Origin of the sequence: Novosphingobium sp. 9U, from assembly GCF_902506425.1 — a bacterium.
GTDB lineage: Bacteria > Pseudomonadota > Alphaproteobacteria > Sphingomonadales > Sphingomonadaceae > Novosphingobium.
Map to the genome: position 1 here is coordinate 177,894 of NZ_LR732488.1, position 21,988 is coordinate 199,881.

At 64.0% G+C, this 21,988-nt stretch carries 23 protein-coding genes; 16 read left to right on the forward strand and 7 right to left on the reverse strand.

Annotated elements, in window-relative coordinates:
* Positions 1-65 precede the first annotated feature (65 nt).
* Both GV044_RS15035 and GV044_RS15040 read left to right on the forward strand, forming a co-directional pair.
* Entirely contained in the window at positions 66-1,472 is a 1,407-nt protein-coding gene (locus tag GV044_RS15035; RefSeq protein WP_159872311.1) for an SRPBCC family protein, read from the forward strand.
* Positions 1,473-1,546: 74 nt separating this feature from the next.
* A complete protein-coding gene (locus GV044_RS15040; RefSeq protein ID WP_159872313.1) occupies positions 1,547-2,275 on the forward strand; it encodes a TetR/AcrR family transcriptional regulator in 729 nt (242 codons plus the stop codon).
* Positions 2,276-2,288: 13 nt separating this feature from the next.
* Here GV044_RS15040 and GV044_RS15045 read toward each other — a convergent pair whose 3' ends face one another.
* Together GV044_RS15045 and GV044_RS15050 are read right to left on the reverse strand one after the other, a co-directional pair.
* Positions 2,289-2,555, reverse strand: coding sequence for a cytochrome C oxidase subunit IV family protein (locus tag GV044_RS15045; protein WP_201299120.1), 267 nt, complete (start codon positions 2,553-2,555; stop codon positions 2,289-2,291).
* Between the two features lie 6 nt (positions 2,556-2,561).
* Complete coding sequence (locus tag GV044_RS15050) at positions 2,562-3,146, reverse strand: cytochrome c oxidase subunit 3 (RefSeq protein ID WP_159872315.1); 585 nt, start codon at positions 3,144-3,146, stop codon at positions 2,562-2,564.
* Between the two features lie 253 nt (positions 3,147-3,399).
* Between GV044_RS15050 and GV044_RS15055 the strand changes: the two genes are divergently transcribed.
* The 3 genes from GV044_RS15055 (at position 3,400) to GV044_RS15065 (ending at position 6,897) form a co-directional block, all read left to right on the forward strand.
* Positions 3,400-4,302, forward strand: a complete 903-nt coding sequence (locus tag GV044_RS15055) for an SDR family oxidoreductase (RefSeq protein WP_201299121.1) — start codon at positions 3,400-3,402, stop codon at positions 4,300-4,302.
* A 12-nt stretch (positions 4,303-4,314) separates the two neighbouring features.
* Entirely contained in the window at positions 4,315-4,545 is a 231-nt protein-coding gene (locus tag GV044_RS15060; RefSeq protein WP_159872319.1) for a biotin/lipoyl-containing protein, read from the forward strand.
* Between the two features lie 90 nt (positions 4,546-4,635).
* On the forward strand, positions 4,636-6,897 hold the full coding sequence (locus GV044_RS15065) for an acyl-CoA dehydrogenase family protein (RefSeq protein ID WP_159872321.1): 2,262 nt from the start codon (positions 4,636-4,638) through the stop codon (positions 6,895-6,897).
* A gap of 76 nt (positions 6,898-6,973) precedes the next feature.
* Here the strand turns inward: GV044_RS15065 and GV044_RS15070 are convergent, their stop codons facing one another.
* A complete protein-coding gene (locus GV044_RS15070; RefSeq protein WP_159872323.1) occupies positions 6,974-7,789 on the reverse strand; it encodes a hypothetical protein in 816 nt (271 codons plus the stop codon).
* Between the two features lie 103 nt (positions 7,790-7,892).
* Here GV044_RS15070 and GV044_RS15075 point away from each other — a divergent pair, with 103 nt between their 5' ends.
* The gene (locus GV044_RS15075) at positions 7,893-8,468 is read left to right on the forward strand and encodes a TetR/AcrR family transcriptional regulator (RefSeq protein WP_159872325.1); all 576 of its coding nucleotides are present in this window, start codon (positions 7,893-7,895) and stop codon (positions 8,466-8,468) included.
* Between the two features lie 4 nt (positions 8,469-8,472).
* On the opposite strand, the gene GV044_RS15080 is transcribed toward GV044_RS15075, so the two are convergent.
* Entirely contained in the window at positions 8,473-9,324 is an 852-nt protein-coding gene (locus GV044_RS15080) for a MaoC family dehydratase (protein WP_159872327.1), read from the reverse strand.
* A gap of 123 nt (positions 9,325-9,447) precedes the next feature.
* Here GV044_RS15080 and GV044_RS15085 point away from each other — a divergent pair, with 123 nt between their 5' ends.
* The gene (locus GV044_RS15085; RefSeq protein ID WP_159872329.1) at positions 9,448-10,248 is read left to right on the forward strand and encodes an enoyl-CoA hydratase/isomerase family protein; all 801 of its coding nucleotides are present in this window, start codon (positions 9,448-9,450) and stop codon (positions 10,246-10,248) included.
* Here the strand turns inward: GV044_RS15085 and GV044_RS15090 are convergent.
* The gene (locus GV044_RS15090; RefSeq protein WP_159872331.1) at positions 10,245-10,811 is read right to left on the reverse strand and encodes a MarR family winged helix-turn-helix transcriptional regulator; all 567 of its coding nucleotides are present in this window, start codon (positions 10,809-10,811) and stop codon (positions 10,245-10,247) included. The genes GV044_RS15085 and GV044_RS15090 overlap by 4 nt on opposite strands.
* A gap of 217 nt (positions 10,812-11,028) precedes the next feature.
* On the opposite strand from GV044_RS15090, the gene GV044_RS15095 reads away from it, so the two are divergent.
* The 9 genes from GV044_RS15095 (at position 11,029) to GV044_RS15135 (ending at position 20,266) form a co-directional block, all read left to right on the forward strand.
* Entirely contained in the window at positions 11,029-11,880 is an 852-nt protein-coding gene (locus tag GV044_RS15095) for an enoyl-CoA hydratase/isomerase family protein (RefSeq protein WP_159872333.1), read from the forward strand.
* A gap of 70 nt (positions 11,881-11,950) precedes the next feature.
* Positions 11,951-13,117 (forward strand): acyl-CoA dehydrogenase family protein, encoded by a 1,167-nt coding sequence (locus GV044_RS15100; protein ID WP_159872335.1) that lies wholly within the window; start codon positions 11,951-11,953, stop codon positions 13,115-13,117.
* Positions 13,118-13,125: 8 nt separating this feature from the next.
* Positions 13,126-14,574 (forward strand): 3-oxoacyl-[acyl-carrier-protein] synthase III C-terminal domain-containing protein, encoded by a 1,449-nt coding sequence (locus tag GV044_RS15105; RefSeq protein ID WP_159872337.1) that lies wholly within the window; start codon positions 13,126-13,128, stop codon positions 14,572-14,574.
* A 4-nt stretch (positions 14,575-14,578) separates the two neighbouring features.
* Entirely contained in the window at positions 14,579-15,775 is a 1,197-nt protein-coding gene (locus GV044_RS15110) for an acetyl-CoA acetyltransferase (protein WP_159872339.1), read from the forward strand.
* Positions 15,775-16,227, forward strand: a complete 453-nt coding sequence (locus tag GV044_RS15115; RefSeq protein WP_159872341.1) for a MaoC family dehydratase — start codon at positions 15,775-15,777, stop codon at positions 16,225-16,227. Before GV044_RS15110 ends, GV044_RS15115 begins: the two co-directional genes overlap by 1 nt.
* Positions 16,224-17,105 carry a CoA ester lyase gene (locus GV044_RS15120; RefSeq protein WP_159872343.1) on the forward strand — a complete coding sequence of 294 codons (882 nt, stop codon included), beginning with the start codon at positions 16,224-16,226 and terminating at the stop codon, positions 17,103-17,105. Before GV044_RS15115 ends, GV044_RS15120 begins: the two co-directional genes overlap by 4 nt.
* The gene (locus GV044_RS15125; RefSeq protein WP_159872345.1) at positions 17,102-18,280 is read left to right on the forward strand and encodes an acyl-CoA dehydrogenase family protein; all 1,179 of its coding nucleotides are present in this window, start codon (positions 17,102-17,104) and stop codon (positions 18,278-18,280) included. The genes GV044_RS15120 and GV044_RS15125 overlap by 4 nt, the downstream gene beginning before the upstream one ends.
* Positions 18,281-18,293: 13 nt before the next feature.
* The gene (locus GV044_RS15130; protein WP_159872347.1) at positions 18,294-19,277 is read left to right on the forward strand and encodes a thiamine pyrophosphate-dependent dehydrogenase E1 component subunit alpha; all 984 of its coding nucleotides are present in this window, start codon (positions 18,294-18,296) and stop codon (positions 19,275-19,277) included.
* A gap of 11 nt (positions 19,278-19,288) precedes the next feature.
* Entirely contained in the window at positions 19,289-20,266 is a 978-nt protein-coding gene (locus GV044_RS15135; RefSeq protein WP_159872349.1) for an alpha-ketoacid dehydrogenase subunit beta, read from the forward strand.
* A gap of 129 nt (positions 20,267-20,395) precedes the next feature.
* Here GV044_RS15135 and GV044_RS15140 read toward each other — a convergent pair whose 3' ends face one another.
* Both GV044_RS15140 and GV044_RS15145 read right to left on the reverse strand, forming a co-directional pair.
* A complete protein-coding gene (locus GV044_RS15140; protein ID WP_159872351.1) occupies positions 20,396-21,157 on the reverse strand; it encodes a hypothetical protein in 762 nt (253 codons plus the stop codon).
* Positions 21,154-21,972, reverse strand: a complete 819-nt coding sequence (locus GV044_RS15145) for a hypothetical protein (RefSeq protein WP_159872353.1) — start codon at positions 21,970-21,972, stop codon at positions 21,154-21,156. The genes GV044_RS15140 and GV044_RS15145 overlap by 4 nt, the downstream gene beginning before the upstream one ends.
* Positions 21,973-21,988: the final 16 nt, after the last annotated feature.

Below are 21,988 nucleotides of genomic sequence, written 5' to 3' on the forward strand. Positions count from 1 at the left end.
GACTCGCTATCTCACACGTAAGCTGGCGCACCATAACGCCATGCCCCCGAATCTGGAGAGGCACAATGAATTTCCCCGCCAAGCCCGAGTACAGCCATGAGACCGGCTTCGTCGTCTACCCCGACGCAAAGCCCGGCGATCCCGGGGCCAAGGCCCCCTTCATCGATCATGGGGGCAACCCGGTCAGCCCCTTGCGCTACTACTCGAAGGAAGAGGCCGAGCTCGAGTGGGAGGGGATGTGGACCAAGACCTGGCAGTTCGCCGGCCTGACCCACGACCTGCAGGAAGTCGGCGACTACTTCATGATCGAGATCGGCCGCGAGTCGATCATCGTCGTGCGCACCGAGGAAGGTGACGAGGGCGTTCGCGCCTACTTCAACGTCTGCCCGCACCGCGGCAACCGCGTCGTGAACCAGCGCTTCGGCAGCCTGGGTGAGCGCGGCTGCTTCATGTGCGACTTCCATGGCTGGAAGTTTGATCGGGACGGTAAGAACGTCGAGATCAAGGACGAGCTGCTGTTCCGCAAGGAGACCATCGCCCACCGGCCTGGCCTCAAGGAGATGCGCTGCGGCGTCTGGAACACGATGGTGTTCATCAGCATGGCCGACGAGGGCATCACCCTGGCCGAGCACCTCAACGTCATGACCGAGCACATGGCGGTGTTCCCGCTCGACAAGTTCCGCATCATCGGTGACTTCGAGACGGTCTGGGATGCCAACTGGAAGACCGCTCTCGATGCGTTCATCGAGTTCTACCATGCCGACGAGGTTCACCCCGAAGTCATTCCGTTCTCGGCCACTCACGAGACTCAGTACGATCTTTATGCAAATGGCCTCAGCCGGATGATCATCCCTTACGGCTTCGTATCGGGTCGGCACGAGGATCAGGACGCGGTCAATCCGTTCCTCCAGATGTACGTCCAGTTCTTCGGCGGCAACCCTGATGATTATGCCGAGGTGAAGGGTTACGAGTACTGGAAGGCGCTGGCAGATGCCAAGCGCAAGTGGGCAGCGCGCCACGGTTATTCCGACTTCTTCGATCAGCTCGACGATCGTCGCGTCACCGACGATTGGAACTATTTTGTGTTTCCAAACATCACGGTGAACTACTTCGCCGAGGCGCTGCTGATTCAGATCTTCCGCCCGCATCCGACCGATCCGGAGAAGAGCTTCTACCGCGCGATCTCGCTCAACCTGCCGGTGCCCGGTACGCAGGAGTGCGTGATCGACATCGCTTCGATCGGTCCTGAGGCGACTTCGGCTCCAGGCTGGGATGGCTCCGAGCGACCGGAGGTGCGGTCGCCGCAGACGCTGGAGGAATTCGGTGCCGTGCTCGCCCAGGACGCGCTGCGCGTGCCGCTGGTTCAGAAGGGTATCCGCAGCAAGGCGTTCACGGCAATCCTGCTAGGCGACTCTGAGAGCCGCATCCGTCACTATCATGCGGAGATCGACAAATATCTCGGCCGCCGGTAAGTCTCGCGAGGCCGAAGAAGCTTGCAAAAGCTGGCACTTCGGCCGTGAGCGAAGCAGTCGCGAAAGGAACACGAATGGTCGCTGTGCGCGGTCAGAAACGACCGGAACCGGAGACCACCGACAGCCGCTTGGCGGGCGAGGTGTTGCCGCGCCCGTCCACGCGGGACCTGATCCTCACCGCCAGTCGCGACTTGTTCAATCTGGAGGGCTTCGACGGCACCTCGATCGCGATGATCTGTGAGCGGATCGGCATCATGTCGGGAAATCTGACGTATTACTTTCCCAAGAAGCGCCACATCGTACTAGCGTTGAAGGACGCGTTCGACCAGGAAATCAGCGGCTTGCAATCGCAGTTGCTGACCGAGCTGCTGACCGGCGCGAAGGTGCCTTCGCCGGCGGAGAGCCACCGCCTGCTGCGCTCGATGCTGGAGATCATCTGGAACTATCGGTTCTTCTTCACCTCAATGATGTCGCTCCATCGCCTCGACTCAGGGCTGGTAGAGGCATTCCGAAAGGTTGAACACCAGGCGCGCATGGGCTTGTCGCAGATCGTCCAGCGCGGCGTGAACGAGCAATCGATCAAGCCGCTGCGTTATCCCAACTCGCCCTCGGCTCTGGCTGACAACATCTGGTACCTAATGTGGGGCTGCATGTTTTTTCAGAAGGCGCGCGACAAGGATCTTGAGCCTGACAAGGCGGGTGTGATGAACACCTGCCTGCTGCAGCTGGGGGCGCTGATCGAGCCGCTCGTTACGGACGAGTTCATGGCCGACTACTGCGCCGAGGTTTCCCGCGGCAACTAACGAGCCGCAGGGCTCATCCGAGCGCGAACATCGTCAGCAGGACGCCGCCGACGACCAGCACCCATGCGCTATAGGCGAGCCGCAGCGGCAGCACTGCAGTCTCCAGCTCCATAAAGCGCATTCCGATCAGCCAAGCCTTCGCCATGGCGATGACGATCACGATCGACCCCGCAATCTGCGGCGCCAGCAGTGCCGGGTCCACCCAGGCGAGATAGGACAATGCGGTCGCGACAAGGAGCAATGCCCAGGTCGTGATCGGTCGCTGGAGGATCGCAGTCATGGCGGCTCACCTGTGCAGGTAGAAGATGGCGAAGAGCACGACCCAGAGCACGTCGACCATGTGCCAGAACAGCGCACAGCATTCGGCCAGTGGCAGGTTCCGCGGCGATGTACCGCTGGGGGCGTGACGTACTATACGGCTCATGACGTGAAGCGCGACAAGGCCGACTATGACATGTACAAGGTGCATGCCGGTCAGCACGAAGTAGAACATGAAGAAGGTATTGGTGTCGGGAAGGAGGCCTTCGCCGCCCTTCTGATAGTACTCGACCGCTTTCACCACGACGAACATGAGGCCCAGCAGTTGTGCTCCGCGAACAAGGCGCAGTGCGCGTGCCGCTTCGTCGTGGCGCGCCGCTTCCAGCCCCAGCACGACCAGCAGCGAACTGGTGAGGAGGGCGATCGTGTTGAACAGGCCGAGGCCCTGGTTCAGCGCCGGCTGCGAGGCGTGGAACAACGCGGGTTCCTGCATCCGGTAGTAGGCGACCGTCCCGAACAGCAGGGCGAATACGAATAGGTCGCCCATGATCATCACCCAGATGCCCGGCTCCCCAGGTATGCGGTCGCGCGGCGGTTCGGTATCGGCGGTCAAGTCGGCGTTCCTCTCAATCCTGCGTTCGTGGCCCTGCTTGGGGCAACGGGAACGTAGCCAAGCATACTAGTGTCTCGGTCAAGGGCAATCCATCGTAAGCCAGCCCGCAGGGTCTCGTCCTTGTCTTCGTTCGTTCAAATACACGCTACATGCCACGCAGAAACGGTTTGCAAGCGTACTAGAATCATGCAAGTTGCCGGGCATTGTCTAGCGCAAGCGAAGGCATGGGAGCAACCATGCCGAAGGAGGGATGATGAGTTTGCTGGAAGGTCGCGTCGCAATCGTTACGGGCGCCGGACGAGGTCTCGGACGCGCGCATGCGCTCAAGCTGGCCGAACAGGGCGCCAAGGTTATCGTCAATGATCTCGGTTCCAGCGCCGCCGGCGAAGGTGCCGACCAAACGCCGGCGCAGGAAGTCGTCGCGGCGATCGAGGCGATGGGCGGCCAAGCGGCGGTGAACACGTCCGATGTCTCCAACTGGAGCGATGCGCAGGAGATGGTGCAGCAGGCGATCGATACCTTCGGTCGGCTCGACATCCTGGTCAACAACGCCGGTATCCTGCGCGATCGCATGCTCGTGAACATGAGCGAGGACGAGTGGGACAGCGTCGTCAAGGTTCACCTGAAGGGTACGTTCGCGCCGCTGCACCATGCCGCCAACTACTGGCGCCTCGAGTCCAAGGCCGGAAATCCCGTTGACGCTCGCGTGATCAACACGACCTCGCACTCGGCGCTGTTCGCCAACATCGGCCAGGCCAACTATGCGGCCGCCAAGGGCGGGATCGCCACGCTGACGCAGCTCGCCGCGCGCGAACTGGCGCGCCTGGGCGTCACCGTCAACGCCATTGCGCCGCGTGCCGAGACGCGCATGACCGAAGGGTTGAGCAAGGGACAGAGCGAAGAGCGTATGGCGAAGCGCGATCCCGAATGGATCGCCGCGCTGGTCACATGGCTTGCCAGTCCGGAATCCAAGGAGGTTTCCGGCCGCGTGTTCGAAGCGTGGGGCTACGGATATTCCGTGATCGAAAGCTGGCAGCATGGCCCCCAGATGGAAGCCAGCCGCGATCCCACCACGATCGGCGAGGGCGTGAAGAAGATCGTCGGCTTCGCGCGCGCCAACGCCGGCATCGATCGCAACACCTGGCTCAATCCCTAAGGCGGCGGCATCATGGCAACGGAAATCCTGCTGCCCAAGCTTGGGTTCTCGATGAACGAGGGAACCCTGGCCCGCTGGCTCGTGGCGGACGGCGGGGCAGTCACCGCCGGTCAGCCGCTGTTTGAGCTGGAGAGCGACAAGTCCACGCAAGAGGTCGATGCCGAGGTCTCGGGCACGCTGCGCATCATCGTGTTGGAGGGGGAGGCGCTCCCGGTCGGGACGGTCCTGGGCGAGATAATCTAAAAGCCTTTTCGTAAGAGGCAACGAATGAGGCCAGGTGGCCGGCGCCGCCGATCTTCCGGATCAAGGGCGCTTGTGGGAGAGTGCACCGCGATGACCTTCGCCCAGACTGAGACGCAGATCATGCTGGCGGACATGGTCGGCCGGCTGCTTGCAGAGCGCAACGAGTTCGAAGCACGCCGCCATCGGCTCTCGGCGCCGTTTCCGCAGCGCATGGCGCTCTGGCCCGAGCTGGCCGAACAGGGCATCCTGGGAGCCGCTTTCTCTGAGCAAAGCGGCGGCTTCGGCGGAGAGATGCGCGATTTGGCCACGGTAATGCAGGCGGTCGGACGTTATCTGGTGGTTGAACCGGTCGCAGCCAGTGCGATCGGCGGCTGGCTGCTCGCGCTGGCTGGGCACGACATCCCCGACGTAATCGCGGGCGAGCGTGTGATCGCCATCGCCCATGACGAGGGGCTCGATCCTTTCGCGACGCGCCGTATGACCGCGCGGCAAGAGGGCGATCGCTGGCTGCTCGACGGGATGAAGCCCGCCGTGCGCCATGCCGATCTCGCGACTTCGCTCCTGGTGACGGCCGAAGCGGCGGGCGAGACGATTTGCCTATTGGTCGCGCCGACGGCATTGGGTCTGTCCTTCGACACCACGCGTCTGATCGATGCGTCGTCCGCGGCGACGCTGACGTTCGATGCGGTGGAGGCAACCCGTCTCGAGCTGCCACCGGGTGCGATCGAGACTGCCTTAGCGCGCTATGCCTGCGCGCTGGCGGCGGAGGCGGTGGCGATCGCCGCAACGCTGTGCGAGAAGACCTTCGCCTATCTCGGCACCCGCAAGCAGTTCGGCGTGCCGCTTGCGACGTTCCAGGCGCTGCAGCATCGCGCGGCGGACATGAAGATCGTAACCGAGGCAGCGCGTGCGCTCACCGACCGCGCCATCGCCGCGCTCGACGCCGGCGAGGGCCTGGCGCTCGCCAGCGCGGCGAAGGCGCTGGCGGACGATGCCGGCTTGCGGGTCGGCCACGAGGCCGTGCAGCTGCATGGTGGCATGGGCGTGTCCGACGAACTCGACATCAGTCACTCCATGCGGCGCCTCGCGGCGATCCGCGCCACGCTGGGCAACGCTGCGAGCCACCGCCGGCGCTTCGCCGCCTTGTCCGGTGACGCGGTGATCGCCGACGAAGATGGCCTCGGCGGCTTTCGCGCGGAAGTGCGGGCTTTCGTGCGTGAACAGCTCCCGCCGGAGATCCGTGCGAAGGGCGAGAAGGGTCTGGAGTTCTCCAAGCAGGATTTCGTCGCCTGGCAGAAGCTCTTGCGCGACAAGGGCTGGTTCGCCGCTGCATGGCCGACCGATTTTGGTGGGCAGGGGTGGGATCTCTCGCGCCAACTCGCGTTCGTTCAGGAGGCGGGACACGCCGGCGCGCCGATGATCATGCCCTATGGCGTGAACATGGTCGGCCCGGTGATCTACACCTTCGGCTCGGCCGAGCAGCAGGCCCGGCACTTGCCCGGCATCCTCCTCAGCGACGTATGGTGGTGCCAGGGCTACTCGGAGCCCAACGCCGGTTCCGACCTCGCCTCGCTCAAGACCACGGCGGTGCGCGACGGTGACCACTACGTCGTCAACGGCACCAAGATGTGGACCACCGAGGCGCACTGGGCCGACTGGATGCACTGCCTGGTGCGCACCGATCGCGAGGCGAAGCCGCAGGCAGGTATTTCGTTCCTGCTGATCGACATGACCACGCCGGGCATCGACGTGCGTCCGATCGTCACCATCGACGGCCAGCATCACACCAACCAGGTGTTCTTCGACGATGTGCGCGTCCCGGTCGAGAACCTGGTCGGTCACGAGGGGCAGGGCTGGGCGATCGCCAAGTTCCTGCTCGCCAACGAGCGCGTGTCGATAGCCGACACCGGGCCCAAGCTAAAGCTGCTCGACGATATCAAGGCGATGTTCGGCGTGCTCGAGCAAAGCGAAGGCGCGACGGCGCAGGTGGCTCTCATCGCCGATCGCCTGGCGGACGCCGAAGTGCAGCTCACCGCGCTTTGTGCCATGGAGCAGGACTATGTCCGCGCGTGGCAGCAAGGTGCAAGCCGCGATGGACCGGAGGCTTCGTTCCTCAAGGTGCGCGGCACCGAGATCTTGCAGGAGCTGTCGGAGATCGCCCTTGCCATCGAGGGGCCGCTCGGCGCGGTGCACGATCCGGCTGACCTGCACCTGGCGCCGGGGGCGACGCTCTCGCCACTGCAGCGTGCCAGCGCAATGGCGCATCACTATCTCTATGGCCGCTGCTGGTCGATCTTCGGCGGCACCAACGAGATCCAGCGTGGACTGATCGCCCGCTCCGTCCTGGGTTGAACGTCCGACAGTAGGCACGAAAGAAGGCCGGGAGCGGTGACGTTCCCGGCCTTTCTTGTTGGCGCGTGCCGTTTGCTCAGGCGGTGGCAGGCACTGCCCGGCGCGGTGCGCTGGTCTGCGCAACGCGGCGGGCTTGAGGTACGCCGGCCATCTTCAGCGCGGCCCAGATCGTCACGATCGAACCGATGGCCGCCGTCGCCGCCGCGAGGTAGAGCACCGGCTGCGAAACCGCGGGCGTCGCATGGCGGGCCGAGAGGTAGAGGAAGCCGCTGCCAAACGAATTAGCGGCGAACGCCCAGGACACCGGGAACAGCAGCAGGAGGTTCTTCCACCCGTCGAGGTGCGGTTTGAGCTTGAAGATGATGATCGCTCCCAACGTCGGCGGCACGCCGTTCACGATGGCGACGAAGATCGGATAGTTGAGGATGTAGAAGGGCTGGTTGTCCTGGTAGTTATAGAGCCCGACCGCGTTGATGTAGAATTCCTCAGCGAGGCCAGCCAGGAGCACCTCGACGGCGAACATCGCCATCATGTTCTTGATCGTCCAGCCGCTCTCCAGGCGATGCCAGTACCATACGGTGTTGGCGCCATAATAGGCGATGTAGATGACCGGCAGCCATAGCGGCACGTGAATGCCGTAGGTGGTGAACGCGCCGAGCTGGCCCTGCTCGAAGAACCATAGGCCATAGAGGTGATCGTAAAGCGGTTCCTGCAGGCAGGTGATCAGTCCGCCCACGACCACGATCATCGGCCACCAGATCCGCTTGGCCATGCAATAGCGGACGACCAGCCCGACGCTGACCACCGCGATCGCAATCGTGACCCATAACGCGATCATCTCGTTGGGTTGCGGGACCAGATGGTCCTGCGCGAAACTTTGTACGGGGGCCATAATCGCTCTCCTCTCGGCTGGGCCAGTTGGTTCGCATTAGTACGATCGTGTGCGGAATGTCAACCGCTGTTTACATGCTGCGCTGCAGTGCTATGATCCGGCGATGAAAGCTCAGACTAAGATCAAGAATGCCGCCGCGACGCGCGAGGCGATCCTGCTCGCCGCACGAGAGCTCTTCGCTGCCGAGAGTTTCGAAGCAGTCGGCATGCGCGATGTCGCGCGTGCGGCCGACGTGAACGTCGCACTGGTCAGCCGCTACTTCGGGTCCAAGGAGGAGCTTTTCGGCAAGGTCCTTCTGGAGCGCGGTAAGGAGCCATGGTTTGGAGGGGCGCGCACCGCTTGCGAGCTTGCCGCCTGGCTCGGCAACCTGGCGATGTCGGACGGGGCGGACGATCACCGCGCTGACCTGGAGCGTCTGTACATCATCCTGCGCTCGGCCTCGTCCCCCGCGACCGCGCGGGTGATCAACGAGGCCTTCGTCGAGGACGTGTTCAACCCGCTTGCCGGCCTGCTGGGCGCGCCAGACGGGGAAGTGCGCGCCGGTCTGGCGCTAATTCTGGTGATCGGCACTACCGTGCTGAACGGCATCCTCAGCGTGCAGCCGATTAGTGAGGAGCTGCGCGAGACAGGCCGCCAGCGACTGGTCTCGTTGATTGAGCAGGCACTGGCAGCGAGGTGACGGGTCAGGCGATCGTTAGCGAGCAGCGGTCGAGCACTGTCTCGTTCCGCTCCTGCGCGACGGCGCGGAAGCGGATGGCGTCGCCTTCCTCAAAGAAGTCGACCCGGATCGTCTCGCCCGGCATCACTGGCTTGGAAAACCGCGTGAACATGCCGGTCAGCCGTGCCGGATCGTTGTCGCAATAGGCGGAAAGCGCAGCCCGGCACGCAATGCCGTTAGTGCACAGGCCATGCAGGATGGGCGCGGGAAAGCCTGCCTTGGCAGCGATCGCCGGATCTGCGTGGAGCGGGTTCCAGTCGCCTGATAGGCGATAGATCAAGGCCTGGCGCGGCAGTGTCGCGATGGCGACGCTACAGTCGGGCGCGCGGTCGGGCAGGGCGGTCGCGGGGGCAGGTGGCTCACCGAAGCCCCCTTGCCCGCCGTCGCCCCGCAGGAACAGCGTCGATCGCACCGTTGCGATGTGTGTGCCGGTGGCGACGTCGTAGAGCTCCTTGTCCTGGTGCATCAGTGCGCCGCGGCCGTCGCCTTTGTCCTCGATGGCGCGCACCGAGTATTCGCCGCGCAGAGCGCCCGTCGGCGGCAAGGGCGCATGCATGCGGAAATCCTGCTCGGCGTGGAGGATCTTGACCCAGTCGATCCCGAACTCAGGGCGCTGCGCCCAGAAGCCGGGATGGCACAACACGTTGACGTAGGACGGCACGCTCTTGAGCGCGCCTTCGTAGACGAACGGCAGTTCCTGCGTATCGGTCGGATCGCCACCATAGCCCAGGCCAAGGGCATAGAGGACCGTTTCACGAATGCCGTATTCCTGGACGATGGGTTCGATGCGCAACGCGCGAATGACATCGAGTTTCATGAGCCTCCCCGTGCTAGTGGATCGAGACCAGGCCGATTGCCCGTGCGATTCACACTTGTTGGTAAGCCTGCGTACCAATAAGACTAGGAAATGAAAAGTCTTGGCAAACGGTGAGGATTGAGGATGCTGGATGAAAGCCGCTACGAGGCACTTAAGTTTACCCGCAACGGTCGAGTGCTGACCGTCTCGATTAACCTGCCCGACAAAGCCAACGCGGTAACACACCAGCTGCATGTCGAGATGTCGAGAGTGTTCGACGATGTGGCTGACGACGCGGGCAGCGACATCATCGTCCTTACTGGCGAAGGCAAGGTCTTTTGCGCTGGCGGCGACATGAATTGGCTGGCGGGCGAGCTTGAGAACGGACTAGCGCCGTTCATCGTCGAAGGGCGGGTGATGAAACGCATCGTCTCGTCGCTGCTCGACTGTCCCAAGCCGGTGATCGCCAAAGTCAACGGCGACGCGATGGGTTTCGGCGCGACGATCGCGTTGCTGTGCGACGTAGTGTTCGCGGCTGAGGGAGCACGCTTTGCCGACCCGCACGTCAAGGTGGGCCTCGTCGCGGGCGACGGTGGGGCGCTGATCTGGCCGGCGCTGATCGGCTACGGCAAGGCGCGGCACTATCTCCTCAGCGGCGACCCCATCGAGGCAACGGAGGCCGAGCGCCTCGGTCTTATCGCCTTCGCAGTGCCGGGTGATCAGCTTGACGAGGAAGTAGCTTCATACGCGCGGCGCATGGCGCGGGGCGCCCAATCAGCGATCCGCTACACCAAGATTGCCGCAAACATCGGCCTGCGCGAGAAGCTGACCTCGGTGCTCGAAGCAAGCATCGCCTTCGAGGGGTTGTCACGCCATACCGATGACTATCGCGAGGGTGTCATGTCCTTCGTTGAGAAGCGCAGGCCGACGTTCACCGGCTTCTAGAGATCGTCTTCGCTGACCTTGATGAACGCGTTCGCGTCCTCGGCCTTGCCGGTCAGGACGTGTTCCTCATGAATATCCTTGAGGTTGAGCTTCACCTTGAACAACACCTTTTCAGCGATTTTGGCTTCCTCCGCGGTAAGGCCCTTCATGACCCGACGATTGGCTTTGCTGGCGACGGCGATCATCAGCCCAATCGTCTCGTACCCCTTCTCGGTGATGAACACGCGGCGGGCTCGGGCATCGCTGTCGTCGGCGCGACGCTCGATATGGCCGCTGTTTTCGAGCCGCTCAAGCAGGCCGCCGGTGGTCACCTTGCCAATCTCGAGCAGGCGAGCAAGATCGACCTGGGTCATGCCCGAGTTGCCGCTGCGCGACAGAGCACTCAGCAACGACCACTGCGAACGGGTGATGCCGTACGGCTTCATGATGTCATCCATGACAATCCTGCGCAGGCGGGATACGTCGTGGATCAAGTACCCAAAGGTGAACTTCTTGGCCGTAGGACGCCGGGGAGCATCCTCCTTGGTCTCGGCCGGTAGTTCGGTCGTCGTCTTCTTCGGCATCGTATTCCGATCATCGCAGATTGCTGGTCGGTATCCGCGACGCAGGGTCGACGCAAGTCAGCAATCGTTTGCTCCCGTGCGATAAGGCAGGGCGCGTTGATCCCGCCGCCTGTCTGCTATCGCACAAAGGTAACCTCCTCGTCGCAACGATGCATGCACGCGTTGACAATGCGCGTGCACACTAACTAGTAAGGAGGCGTACGAAAAAGGATTTCAGATGGCGAGGGTCTCGGCCGCGCAAGGCATTCAACTATACACCGGCTTCACGGTGCATGTAACTGGCGGCGTACTCGACCTTGTCCTCGACAGACCCGAGGCGGGCAACGCCATCGCGTCCGAAGCCATCCCCGAGCTCGCCGCCGTGTTCACGCAAGCGGCGTTGGACAACGCGGTGCGAGTCGTGTCGATCCGTGCCACAGGTGCGTCGTTCTGCGTCGGCGGAGACGTGAAAGGGTTTGCTCGCACAATTGGGCAAACGCCGACCGAGCGGCACGCAGACTACTTCGCTCGTATGGATCGGGCGCGACTGCTGATGGAGGCATATATTGCCCTACCGATGCCCGTGATTGTCGCCTGCCAGGGCGCGGTAGCCGGAGCGGCGGTAGCATACCCTTGCGGAGCCGACATCGTTCTGGCCGAGCCCAGGGCCAAGTTCGTGTTCCCCCACCAGCGTCTCGGCCTGCCGCCGGATGGCGGGCTGACTTACCTGCTGCCGCGCGTCGTCGGTGTGCGCAAAGCGACCGAACTGGCGATCACCGCAGCAACGATCGATGCCGAGGAGGCTCTGCGGCTGGGCATCGTAAGTCGAATTGTTGAGACTGACATGCTTCAGGCCGAGGCGCAGAAGCTGGCAGCTCGATTGGCTGCGGCGCCGCGTGGGGCGGTGCGCAAGGCCCATGCGCTGATGCGCCGGTCACTCGCCAGCACGCCTGCCGAGCAGCTGGCTGCTGAACGTGACGCGATTGCCGACTCGGTCGCAGATCCGGATTTCACCGAGGGTGTGCGCGCCTTTATCGAAAAGCGCCGCCCAGACTTTCCATCAACGAGGCCGGACAGCGACACGACATGAGTGCCCTTGAAATGGGACAACCAACTTGATAAGCAAGCGAACTATAGAACGAGCATACTAGGAGGGGTTGTTGGACATCCGCCTGACCGAAGACCAGGAAGCGATCCGCGACGCTGTGCGCCGCGTGTGCGACGGCTTCGGAGACGAATACTGGGGTGCCAAGGAAGAGGAAAAGGCGTTCCCGCACGAGTTCCACCGGGCCATGGCCGATGCTGGCTGGCTGGGCATCACCATGCCCGAGGAACTCGGCGGCGCGAACCTTGGGGTCACCGAAGCGGCTATAATGATGCATGAGGTCTCGGCCAGCGCCGGCGGCTATTCGGCGGCCTCGACGATCCACCTTAACATCTTCGGACCCCATTCGGTCGTGGTCAACGGCACGCCCGAACAGAAGGAGCGCATGCTCAAGCCGCTGATCGCGGGTGAGGACAAGGCCTGCTTCGGCGTCACCGAGCCCGACGCGGGCCTCGACACGACCAGCATCAAGACCTTCGCCACCAAGGTCGAGGGCGGCTATCGCGTCACCGGGCGCAAGATCTGGACCTCCTCGGGTCAAGTTGCCAACAAGATCCTGCTGCTCACGCGCACCACCCCCAAGGAGGAGTGCAAGCGGCCGACCGACGGCATGACGCTGTTCTACACCGACCTTGACCACAGCCAGGTCGAAGTGCGCCGCATCCCCAAGATGGGCCGCAACGCCGTCGACTCGAACGCGACCTTCATCGACGACTACTTCGTGCCTGAGGCGGACAGGATCGGTGAAGAAGGCAAGGGCTTCCACTACATCCTGCACAGCCTCAATCCCGAGCGCGTGCTGGTGGGCATCGAAGCGGTCGGGCTGGGCCGCGGTGCGCTCAAGCGGGCGGCGCAGTATGCGGGCGAGCGCAAGGTGTTCGGGCGCCTGATCGGTCAGAACCAGGGAGTGCAGCACCCGCTCGCGGAGAATTGGATTTACCTCGAGAGCGCCTACTGGATGATCATGCGCGCGGCGAGCCTGTATGATCAGGGCCTGCCTTGCGGCGCCGAGGCGAACGCGGGCAAGTTCCTGGGCGGGCGTGCGGCGTTCGACGCCTGCACCCGCGCGGTGATGACGCACGGCGGCATGGGCTACTCCACCGAATACCAGGTAGAGCGCCTGTTCCGCGAGTCCATCCTGATGCGCATCGCGCCGATTACCGAACAGCTGATCCTCAGCTTCATCGCCGAGCGCGAGCTTGGCCTGCCCAAATCCTATTGAGAGTGACAATGAGCGATTTCGGTATCACTGCCTTTGGCGCCTATGTCCCACGCCTGCGGCTCGATCGAGGCGCGATTGCTGCCGCGCACAAGTGGATGGCGCCAAGCTTGAAAGGCCTGGCCAAGGGCTCACGCGCATTCTGCAACTGGGACGAGGACACCATCACCATGGCGGTCGAGGCGGGGCGCGATGCTTTGCGTGATCGCGATCGCTCGACGCTGACGGCGCTGGGCTTCGCGTCCACGCGCGCCCCTTACGCTGACCTGCAAGCGAGCGCGATCATCGGCGGCGCGCTCGACTTGCCGCACACCGTGCGCACGATCGATAGCGGCCTCGGGCAGCGGGCGGGCACCTCCGGTCTGCTCGCGGCGCTTAAGACGGGTGAGCCGTCGCTGTTCATTGCGTCCGATGCCCCGCTTGGCCGTCCGGCGAGCACGCAGGAGATCGGCTACGGTGCGGGGGCTGCAGCCTTCGTGCTCGGCACCGAGAACGTCGCGGCGCGCCTTGTCGGGGCAGGCAGCGTGGCGGCGACTTTCGTCTCGCATTTTCGCGACGAAGGCGAGAGCTTCGAGTACCACTGGGAGGAGCGCTGGGTCCGCGACGAGGGCTATGCCAAGCTCGTGCCCCCTGCGGTCAAGGCAGCCCTGGAGCAGGCGGGCATCGGCATCGCCGAGGTCACGCACCTCGCCATGCCTTCGCCGCTGCGCAACATTGCCGTCGCCACTGCCAAGCAGATCGGCTTTGCCGGCGAGCAGGTCGACAACTTGGATGACGGCTGCGGCTATGCCGGCAGCGCCCATGCCACGCTTATGCTGGCGCGCGCGCTGGAGACGGCTGAGGCGGGTGACCGCGTGCTGGTGATCAGCTTTGGGCAGGGCGTCGATGCGCTGGTGTTCGAAGTCACGGAGGCTATCACGCAGGCGCGGCCGGAGCGTGGCGTCGCGGGTTCGTTGGCTAACGGCCTGATGACGGATTCGTACCTGCGCATGCTCAGTTTTCAAGGCGGGATAGAGCCCGAATGGGGCATGCGCGCCGAGAAGAGCGCCAAGACCGCTCTGACCGAGCAGTATCGCACTGCCGATCAGGTCGAGGGCTTCAAGGCCGGGCACTGCGGCGAGTGCGGAACGATCCAATTTCCGCAGCTGCAGTACTGCGTGAACTGCCATGCGCCCAAGGAGCAGTTCGACTCTGTCTCGCTGATCGACCAGCCCGCCAAGGTCATGACCCACACCGCGGACTGGCTTTCCTACTATCCGTCGCCCCCGCTTCACGGCGGCTTCGTGCAGTTCGACAACGGCGCGCGGCTGCAGATGGAGATGGTCGATGTTGGTCCCGAGGGGCTTGAGCTCGGCGCGTCGCTGGAGATGGTGTTCCGCGTCAAAGAGCAGGACCGCCAGCGCGGCTATAATCGCTACTTCTGGAAAGCCGTGCCCAAGCTCGGCGGCGAAAAGGACTGATCACGTGGCCACGGGTATCAAGGACAAGGTCGCCATTATCGGCGCTGGCTGCTCCAAGTTCGGGGAGCGCTGGGACAAGGGCTCGCCCGAGCTCATGGCCGAGGCGTTTGAGGAAGCGCTGGCCGACGCCGGCATCGAGCGCAACCAGATCGAGGCTGCGTGGTTCGGCTGCTACGGCGACGCCATCAATGTCGGCAATAGCTCGATCCCGGCAGCTATCGCGCTGCGCCTGGATGGTATCCCAGTCAGCCGCATGGAGAACATGTGCGCGACTGGCACCGAGGCGCTGCGTGGGGCCACGTACGCCGTCGCCTCCGGCGCGGTCGACGTTGCGCTCGCCATCGGCGCAGAGAAGCTGAAGGACACGGGCTACGGCGGCCTACCGCCCGCCTTCAAGGGGACGTTTAACGACTTGTGGATGCCGATGGTCTCCGCGCCCGCTGGCTTCGCTCCGCTCGCCGATGGCTACCGGACCAAGTACCAGATCTCCAAGGAAGACCTGAAGCGCGCGATTGCCCATGTCAGTTGGAAGAGCCACCAGAACGGGGTGCACAGCCCGAAGGCGCATTTCCAGAAGGCGGTCTCGATGGAGACAATCCTCAACGCGCCGATGATCGCCGATCCGCTGGGATTGTATGACTGCTCGGGCGTGTCGGACGGCGCGGCTTGTGCCATCGTCACCACGCCCGAGATCGCGCGGGCTCTCGGCAAGACGGACATTGTCAGTATCAAGTCGCTGCAGATCTCGACCAGCTCTGGCCGTGAGACGCAGATGAGCGACTGGGATGGCTCTTACGTGCCCAACACGCGCAATGCGGCCAAGCGGGCGTATGCCGAGGCGGGGATCACCGATCCCAAGTCGCAGCTGAGCCTGACCGAGGTGCACGACTGCTTCTCTATAACCGAGCTGGTGACGATGGAGGACCTGGGTCTCTCGGACGACGGCCAGGCCGTAAGGGACGTGCTCGACGGCAAGTTCGACCGCGACGGCGCCATCCCGTGCCAGATCGACGGCGGTCTCAAGTGCTTCGGCCACCCGATCGGCGCATCCGGCCTGCGCATGGCCTATGAAGTCTACACGCAGCTGCTCGGCCGCGCCGGTGCGCGCCAGTTGTCGAACCCGAGCATGGGGCTGACGCACAACCTGGGCGGTGTGCCCTACCAGGGCGTGGCGGCGATCTCGATCCTGGGGCTGCTCTGATGGCCGGCTTGTGGTTCGATGACCTGACGATCGGACAGACCTTTCAGCACGACATTCGCCGGACTGTGACCGAGACGGACAACCTCCTGTTCTCGACGCTGACTCACAACCCGGCGCTGCTGCACCTCGATGCCGAGTACATGAAGACGACCGACTACGGCCGCATTCTCGTGAACTCGACGTTCACGCTGGGGCTGATGGTGGGCGTCTCTATCGGCGACACGACGCTGGGCACCGCGGTGGCTAACCTCGGCTGGGACGAAGTGCGCTTCCCCGCGCCGGTGTTCATCGGCGACACGCTGCGGGTCGAGACCGAGGTGATCGACTTGCGCGAATCCAAGAGCCGGCCGACTGCGGGCATCGTCACCTTCGCGCACCGTGCCTACAACCAGGACGGCAAGCTGGTTGCCTCGTGCAAGCGCAGCGGGATGCAGATGAAGAAGCCAGCATGAGCCGGCTGCGCTCCTTCCTGTTTATTCCGGGCGACAGCGAGAAGAAGCTCGGCAAGGTCGACGAGAGCGGCGCCGACGCCGTGGTGCTCGACCTTGAGGATGCGGTCGCACCCGCCAATAAGGCGCTCGCGCGGCAGATGGTGACCGACTTCCTCAAGGCGCGCCCACGCGCGGGTCGCACCGTACAGCTGTGGGTACGCGTGAACCCGTTCGACACCGGCATGACCGAGGACGATGTCGCCGCCATCATGGTTGGCGCCCCCGATGGCATCATGCAGCCCAAGATCGACGGTCCGGACTGCGTAGCCAAGCTTTCCGCCTTGCTTGATCACTACGAGGAAGGACAGGGCGTTCCCGCCGGATCAACCCGCATTCTGCCGGTTTCCACCGAGACGCCGATTGCGCCATTCCGCCTCGGCGATTTCGCCACAGCCGGTCTCACGCGCCTGGCCGGCCTGACCTGGGGCGCCGAGGACTTGTCGGCGGCGATGGGCGCGAGCACCAATGTCGGCGCCGACGGCAAGTGGGCGTTCACCTACCAACTGGTGCGCTCGCTGACCCTGATGGCGGCACACGCCGCCGGAGTGCCGGCCTATGAGACGCTCTACGTCGACTTCCGCGACGACGAGGGTCTGCGCGCATCGTGCCGCGCGGCGCGGGCCGAGGGATTCTCAGGCCGCATCGCGATCCACCCTGCGCAGGTCTCCGGCATCAATGACAGCTTTTCGCCAAGCGAAGAGGAAGTCGCCTTCGCCCGGCGCGTGATCGAAGCCTTCGATGCCGAGCCCAATGCCGGCACCGTCGGCATCGACGGAAAAATGTACGACATCCCCCACCTAAAGGCCGCGCGCCGCACCCTCAAGGCTGCAGGCGCATGATCGCAGTTGCGCACGACAGCGGAAGCTTCGTCGACCGGGATATCTTTGAGCCCGAGCACAATGCTTATCGTGACTCCGTTCGCCGCTTTGTCGAAACCGAGCTGCAGCCCCATCACGCGCAGTGGGAGAAGGACGGCATCGTGCCGCGCGAGGCATGGCTGAAGGCCGGCGAGATCGGCATGCTGTGTCCCTCGGTTCCCGAGGAGTACGGCGGCATCGGCGCCGACTTCCTCTACAGCGTCGTGATGATCGAGGAGATCACCCGGGCCAACGTTACCGGACCTGGCTTCATGGTCCACTCCGAGATGGTCGCGCCCTACATCCTGGCGTGGGGCAGTGAGGAGACCAAGCAGCAGTGGCTGCCGCGCATGGTCACCGGCGAGGTGATCGGTGCACTCGGCATGACAGAACCCGGTGCCGGCAGCGACGCCAAGGAACTGCGGACGCGGGCCGAGCGAGTTGGCGACGAATACGTCATCAACGGCCAGAAGACCTACATCTCCAACGGCTCGCAGTGCGACCTGATCGTGCTCGCCTGCAAGACCGATCCGGCGGCAGGCGCACGCGGCGTGAGCCTGATCGTCGTCGACGCCGACCAGCCCGGTTTCGAGCGCGGGCGCAAGCTCGAGAAGATCGGTCTGAAGGCGCAGGACACGGCCGAGTTGTTCTTCAACGACGCGCGCGCGCCGATTTCCGCGCGGCTCGGTGAGGAGGGCACCGGTTTCGGCATGCTGATGACCAAACTGGCGCAGGAGCGGTTGTCGATCGGCATCAAGGGCCTCTCGGCCTGCGAAGCGGCGCTGCGCTGGACGGTCGAGTACGTGCAGGAGCGCAAGCTGTTCGGCCAAACGCTGGGCGGTATGCAGAACACCCAGTTCGTTCTCGCCCAACTTTGCGCCGAAGTCAGCCAGGGCCGCGTCATGGTTGACTGGGGCATTCGACGCTTCCTGGCGGGCAAGCTCTCGGCAGTTGACGCCAGCAAGATCAAGTTGCTCGCCACGGAACTGAACGGCCGCGTCGTCGACCAGTGCCTGCAGTTCTTCGGCGGCTATGGCTACATGACCGAATACCCGATCGCGCAGGCTTACGTCGATGCGCGCATCTCGCGCATCGCGGGCGGGGCCAACGAAGTGATGCGCCAAATCATCGCGCGCGACATGTTCCGCAAGAACTGAAAAGGAGAGGCAGATGGAAAACTATCCAAAGCCCGACAACGACACGCTGCTGGCGATCTATCGCAAGGCCTCGCTTATCCGACACAACGACGAACGCGTCATCAAGGCGATGATGACCGGCAAGCTGATGATGCCGTACTACTCGGTCGCCGGGCAGGAGATCATCCCCTCCGCGCTCTCCGTCAATCTGAACGACGACGACAAGATCTCGACGATCTATCGCGGCACGCACGACATGCTGGCGAAGGGCTTTCCCTTGAAGCCGCTGTGGGCCGAACTCGCCGGCAAGGTAACCGGCAGCTGCAAGGGTAAGGGCGGCGTCATGCACCTTACCCATCCGTCGAGCGGCTGCATGGTGACCACCGGCATCGTCGGCTCCTCAATGCCGATCGCGCTGGGTATGGCCTGGGCTGCCAAGCTGGCCGGGAAGGGCAACGTCGCTGTGGCCAACTTCGGAGACGGCGCGGCCAACATCGGCGCGTTCCATGAATCGCTCAACCTTGCGGCGCTGTGGAAACTACCCGTGATCTTCATCTGCCAGAACAACCGCTATGCCGAGCACACCAGCTTCAGCAACTCCACTGCAGTGGAGAGGCTCTCCACCCGCGCCGCAGGCTACGGCATGCCAGGCGTGACGGTGAACGGCAACGACGTCGACGAAATGTACGGCGCCGCACGCGTCGCCGTCGATCGTGCCCGCGCTGGGGAAGGCCCGACGCTGATCGAGGCGCTGACCTTCCGCTTCAACGGTCACCTCGTCGGCGACGCAGCCGGCTACATTCCCAAAGAGGAGCTCGAAGCTGCGAAGGCAAACGATCCGGTGCCGGTGCTGCGCCGCCGCGTGATCGAAGCTGGCGCCGCGAGCGAGGCTGAGCTCGAGGCCATCGACAACAATCACAAGGCGCGGATCGAGGAGGCCTACGAAGCGGCGCTGACCGCCGAGTTTCCGCCGATCGAAGAAATTAAACGCGACGTCTACGCGTACGAGCTGGATTGAGGATCACGCCAATGGCAACGCAGACCATGAACACCATTCAGGCCGTCAACCTGGCGCTTCACGATGCGATGAAGGCGGACGATACGCTTCTTGTACTGGGCGAAGACGTCGCCGATCGTGAGGAGGGCGGCGTCGTTGGCGCCACCAAGGGGCTGTCCACCGCGTTTGGCGACGACCGCGTCAAGTCGACGCCCATCTCCGAGCAGGCGATCATCGGCTCCGCCATCGGCGCCGCGATGTGCGGGCATCGCGTGGTCGCCGAGATCATGCTGATGAACTTCACGACGGTTGCGATGGACATGATTGTCAATCACGCGGCCAAGCTGCGCTTCATGTCTGGCGGGCAGACGCACGTACCGATTACAATCCGCATGATGACCGGCGCCGGCTTTTCCAACGGCGGCCAGCACAGCGATTACCTGGAAGCCTGGTTCGCGCACACCGCGGGCATCAAGGTGGTAGCGCCCTCGAGTCCCAACAGCGCCTACGCCCTGCTGCGCTCGGCGATCGAGGATCCCGATCCGGTGATCTTTATCGAAAACCTGCCGACCTATTTCGCGCCGGGTTCGGTCACCCCGGAGAAGTTCCCGCTCGGCAAGGCCTTCGTGGAGCGCGAGGGTACGGACGTGACCATTATCAGCTACGCCGCGATCATGACCAACGTGCGGGCGGCGGTCGAGCAGCTCGAGGCGCAGGGCGTCTCGGTCGAGCTTATCGATTTGCGCACGATCTCCCCATGGGACAAGGAGACCGTACTGGCGTCGGTCGCAAAGACCGGCCGCGCGCTGATCGTACACGAAGCGGTACGTGAGTTCGGCGTCGGCGCGGAGATCGGCATGCACATCAGCGAGCATTTGTTCGGCCGACTCAAGGCTCCAGTGCGCCGGCTGGGCGGCGCGTTCTGCCCGGTACCTTACTCCAAGCCGCTCGAAACCGCCTTCGTACCGCAGAAGGATGACATCGTGAGCACGGTCACCACGATGCTCTGACGACTCCTCACCGTTTCTCCCGACCTGCTGCCGCAGTCCCCGTGACTGCGGCAGTCTTTTGTGGGCGATACTGCCAGGTCACGGCGCAGCGCGTCGAGGCGGATAGGAGCTGGGAATCAGCCTTGAGCTTCAGAAGCGATGGCGCAGGCCGGCAAGCGGGCCGTCGCCGCCCAAGTCTATCGCCAGGCCTTCAGCACTGGCGGAGGCGTAGTTCTGTTTCAGGTAGCGGTAGCTGGCAAAGACCTGGGTGCGCGGGTGCAGCGCGTAGGCGACCTCTCCGCGCAAGTCGAGCGAGTGCCGCTGGCTGTCGCGACGACCAGCGAGGAGCTTGCCCTGGAGCTCCAGCCGCCGCGCCGGGCGCGCCGCGACCAGCAGCCCCGCAGCCGGTTCGGCCCAGTCGCCTTTCGCGCGTAGCACCGCCGGAGCGGTGCCGAAGCGCGCATTGATCGAGTTGTACCGCAGCCCCAGCAGCGGCGTGACCGCGACCGAGCGGCCAAGATCGAAGCGGTAGCCGCCCGTCATCTCCAGCGCGAGCACGCGCACCTTCACGTCCTGGCCCAGCAAGGGCACGAAGCGATCCCGCTTGAAGTCGACGCCGATGCCCTCGATCGCGAGGGTCGCACGCCCCTTGCTGAGCGCGGCACGGCCCATCGCACCCAGGCGCAGACCGGATGCAAGATCCTGCGGTCGCACATGGATGGGTAGCGACAGTACCCCCAGCGAGACCGTGCCGTCCACCGTCGGCGCCCAGACGTAAGGCTCGGCCGTGAACTGCACCTGTTTGGGGTCGGCATCGGGAGCATCTTGCGCCTGGGTCGTGAACGGCAGCAACGAGCCGGCGAGGCCGATCGCTGTCGCTGCGAGATAGGCGGGCAGGGTGCGGAAGGTCACGAAGCGAATTGCACCTTCGTGGCTGCGGGTGTCGCCCCGACGCGCCCTGTGGCGGGCGCTTCAACGCACAGCTTGAGCGAGATCAGATAGGCAAGGCTCATCGAGAAGCCGAGCGTCACCAGCGTCGCCGCCTGCGTCAACCACAGACCCTGTCCCGAATTCAGCGCCAGCCAGATCGGCCAGCCTGACGCGATCTCGGCCGAGGCGGTCGCGGCGGGAACCAGCACCAGCGTCAGCAGCGCGCGCGGCCCGCGCAGCACGTCGTCGAGCGCGTGCAGGGCGGCGCCCACGAAGATCGGCATCAGCGTGTTGGTCATGGCCATCCAAATCGGAAAGCCCAGGATTTTGAACGGCTGCTCGCCATAGTAGGTGTAGATGTCGCCGATCTGCAGCGCGGGTACTTCCAGCAGCAGGTTGGCGAACCAGCCAAAGAAGTAGAGCTTCCAAAGCGTTGCGCTGCGCATGCCGTCTTGAAAGTGGCGATACGCCCAATAGCCCATGCCGCCGATGAACCAGGGATAGGCAAAGACCATCCACAGCGGTACTGAGCGGTTAAAGATGCGGTACATGGGCGTGGTGTCGAGCTCGGCCCACCAGACCAGCACGGCCACGTCGTAGATGCACTCCTGGAACGATGCGATCGCAGCGCCAGCAATCACCAGCAGCGGGAGCCAGCGGCCGGTTCGCTTTGCATCGCGCGCCGCATAGGCAGTCGCGGCGCAGAAGATGGCGATGCTGATCGCCAGGATGTACGGGTAGTACGGGGACATCGCCATATGAACCGGTGGCTCCGGCATCTGGTTCGGCAGTTGCATCGTCCGCTCTCCCTTT

What these genes read in the sequence shown, in the direction of transcription:
- GV044_RS15105 (WP_159872337.1), top strand. Translation starts at nt 13,126, where the DNA reads ATGAGCGATTTCGGTATCACTGCCTTTGGCGCCTATGTCCCACGCCTG.
- GV044_RS15090 (WP_159872331.1), bottom strand. Translation starts at nt 10,811, where the DNA reads ATGCCGAAGAAGACGACGACCGAACTACCGGCCGAGACCAAGGAGGAT.
- GV044_RS15085 (WP_159872329.1), top strand. Translation starts at nt 9,448, where the DNA reads ATGCTGGATGAAAGCCGCTACGAGGCACTTAAGTTTACCCGCAACGGT.
- GV044_RS15115 (WP_159872341.1), top strand. Translation starts at nt 15,775, where the DNA reads ATGGCCGGCTTGTGGTTCGATGACCTGACGATCGGACAGACCTTTCAG.
- GV044_RS15130 (WP_159872347.1), top strand. Translation starts at nt 18,294, where the DNA reads ATGGAAAACTATCCAAAGCCCGACAACGACACGCTGCTGGCGATCTAT.
- GV044_RS15125 (WP_159872345.1), top strand. Translation starts at nt 17,102, where the DNA reads ATGATCGCAGTTGCGCACGACAGCGGAAGCTTCGTCGACCGGGATATC.
- GV044_RS15135 (WP_159872349.1), top strand. Translation starts at nt 19,289, where the DNA reads ATGGCAACGCAGACCATGAACACCATTCAGGCCGTCAACCTGGCGCTT.
- GV044_RS15120 (WP_159872343.1), top strand. Translation starts at nt 16,224, where the DNA reads ATGAGCCGGCTGCGCTCCTTCCTGTTTATTCCGGGCGACAGCGAGAAG.
- GV044_RS15070 (WP_159872323.1), bottom strand. Translation starts at nt 7,789, where the DNA reads ATGGCCCCCGTACAAAGTTTCGCGCAGGACCATCTGGTCCCGCAACCC.
- GV044_RS15040 (WP_159872313.1), top strand. Translation starts at nt 1,547, where the DNA reads ATGGTCGCTGTGCGCGGTCAGAAACGACCGGAACCGGAGACCACCGAC.
- GV044_RS15060 (WP_159872319.1), top strand. Translation starts at nt 4,315, where the DNA reads ATGGCAACGGAAATCCTGCTGCCCAAGCTTGGGTTCTCGATGAACGAG.
- GV044_RS15035 (WP_159872311.1), top strand. Translation starts at nt 66, where the DNA reads ATGAATTTCCCCGCCAAGCCCGAGTACAGCCATGAGACCGGCTTCGTC.
- GV044_RS15075 (WP_159872325.1), top strand. Translation starts at nt 7,893, where the DNA reads ATGAAAGCTCAGACTAAGATCAAGAATGCCGCCGCGACGCGCGAGGCG.
- GV044_RS15095 (WP_159872333.1), top strand. Translation starts at nt 11,029, where the DNA reads ATGGCGAGGGTCTCGGCCGCGCAAGGCATTCAACTATACACCGGCTTC.
- GV044_RS15145 (WP_159872353.1), bottom strand. Translation starts at nt 21,972, where the DNA reads ATGCAACTGCCGAACCAGATGCCGGAGCCACCGGTTCATATGGCGATG.
- GV044_RS15055 (WP_201299121.1), top strand. Translation starts at nt 3,400, where the DNA reads ATGAGTTTGCTGGAAGGTCGCGTCGCAATCGTTACGGGCGCCGGACGA.
- GV044_RS15065 (WP_159872321.1), top strand. Translation starts at nt 4,636, where the DNA reads ATGACCTTCGCCCAGACTGAGACGCAGATCATGCTGGCGGACATGGTC.
- GV044_RS15045 (WP_201299120.1), bottom strand. Translation starts at nt 2,555, where the DNA reads ATGACTGCGATCCTCCAGCGACCGATCACGACCTGGGCATTGCTCCTT.
- GV044_RS15080 (WP_159872327.1), bottom strand. Translation starts at nt 9,324, where the DNA reads ATGAAACTCGATGTCATTCGCGCGTTGCGCATCGAACCCATCGTCCAG.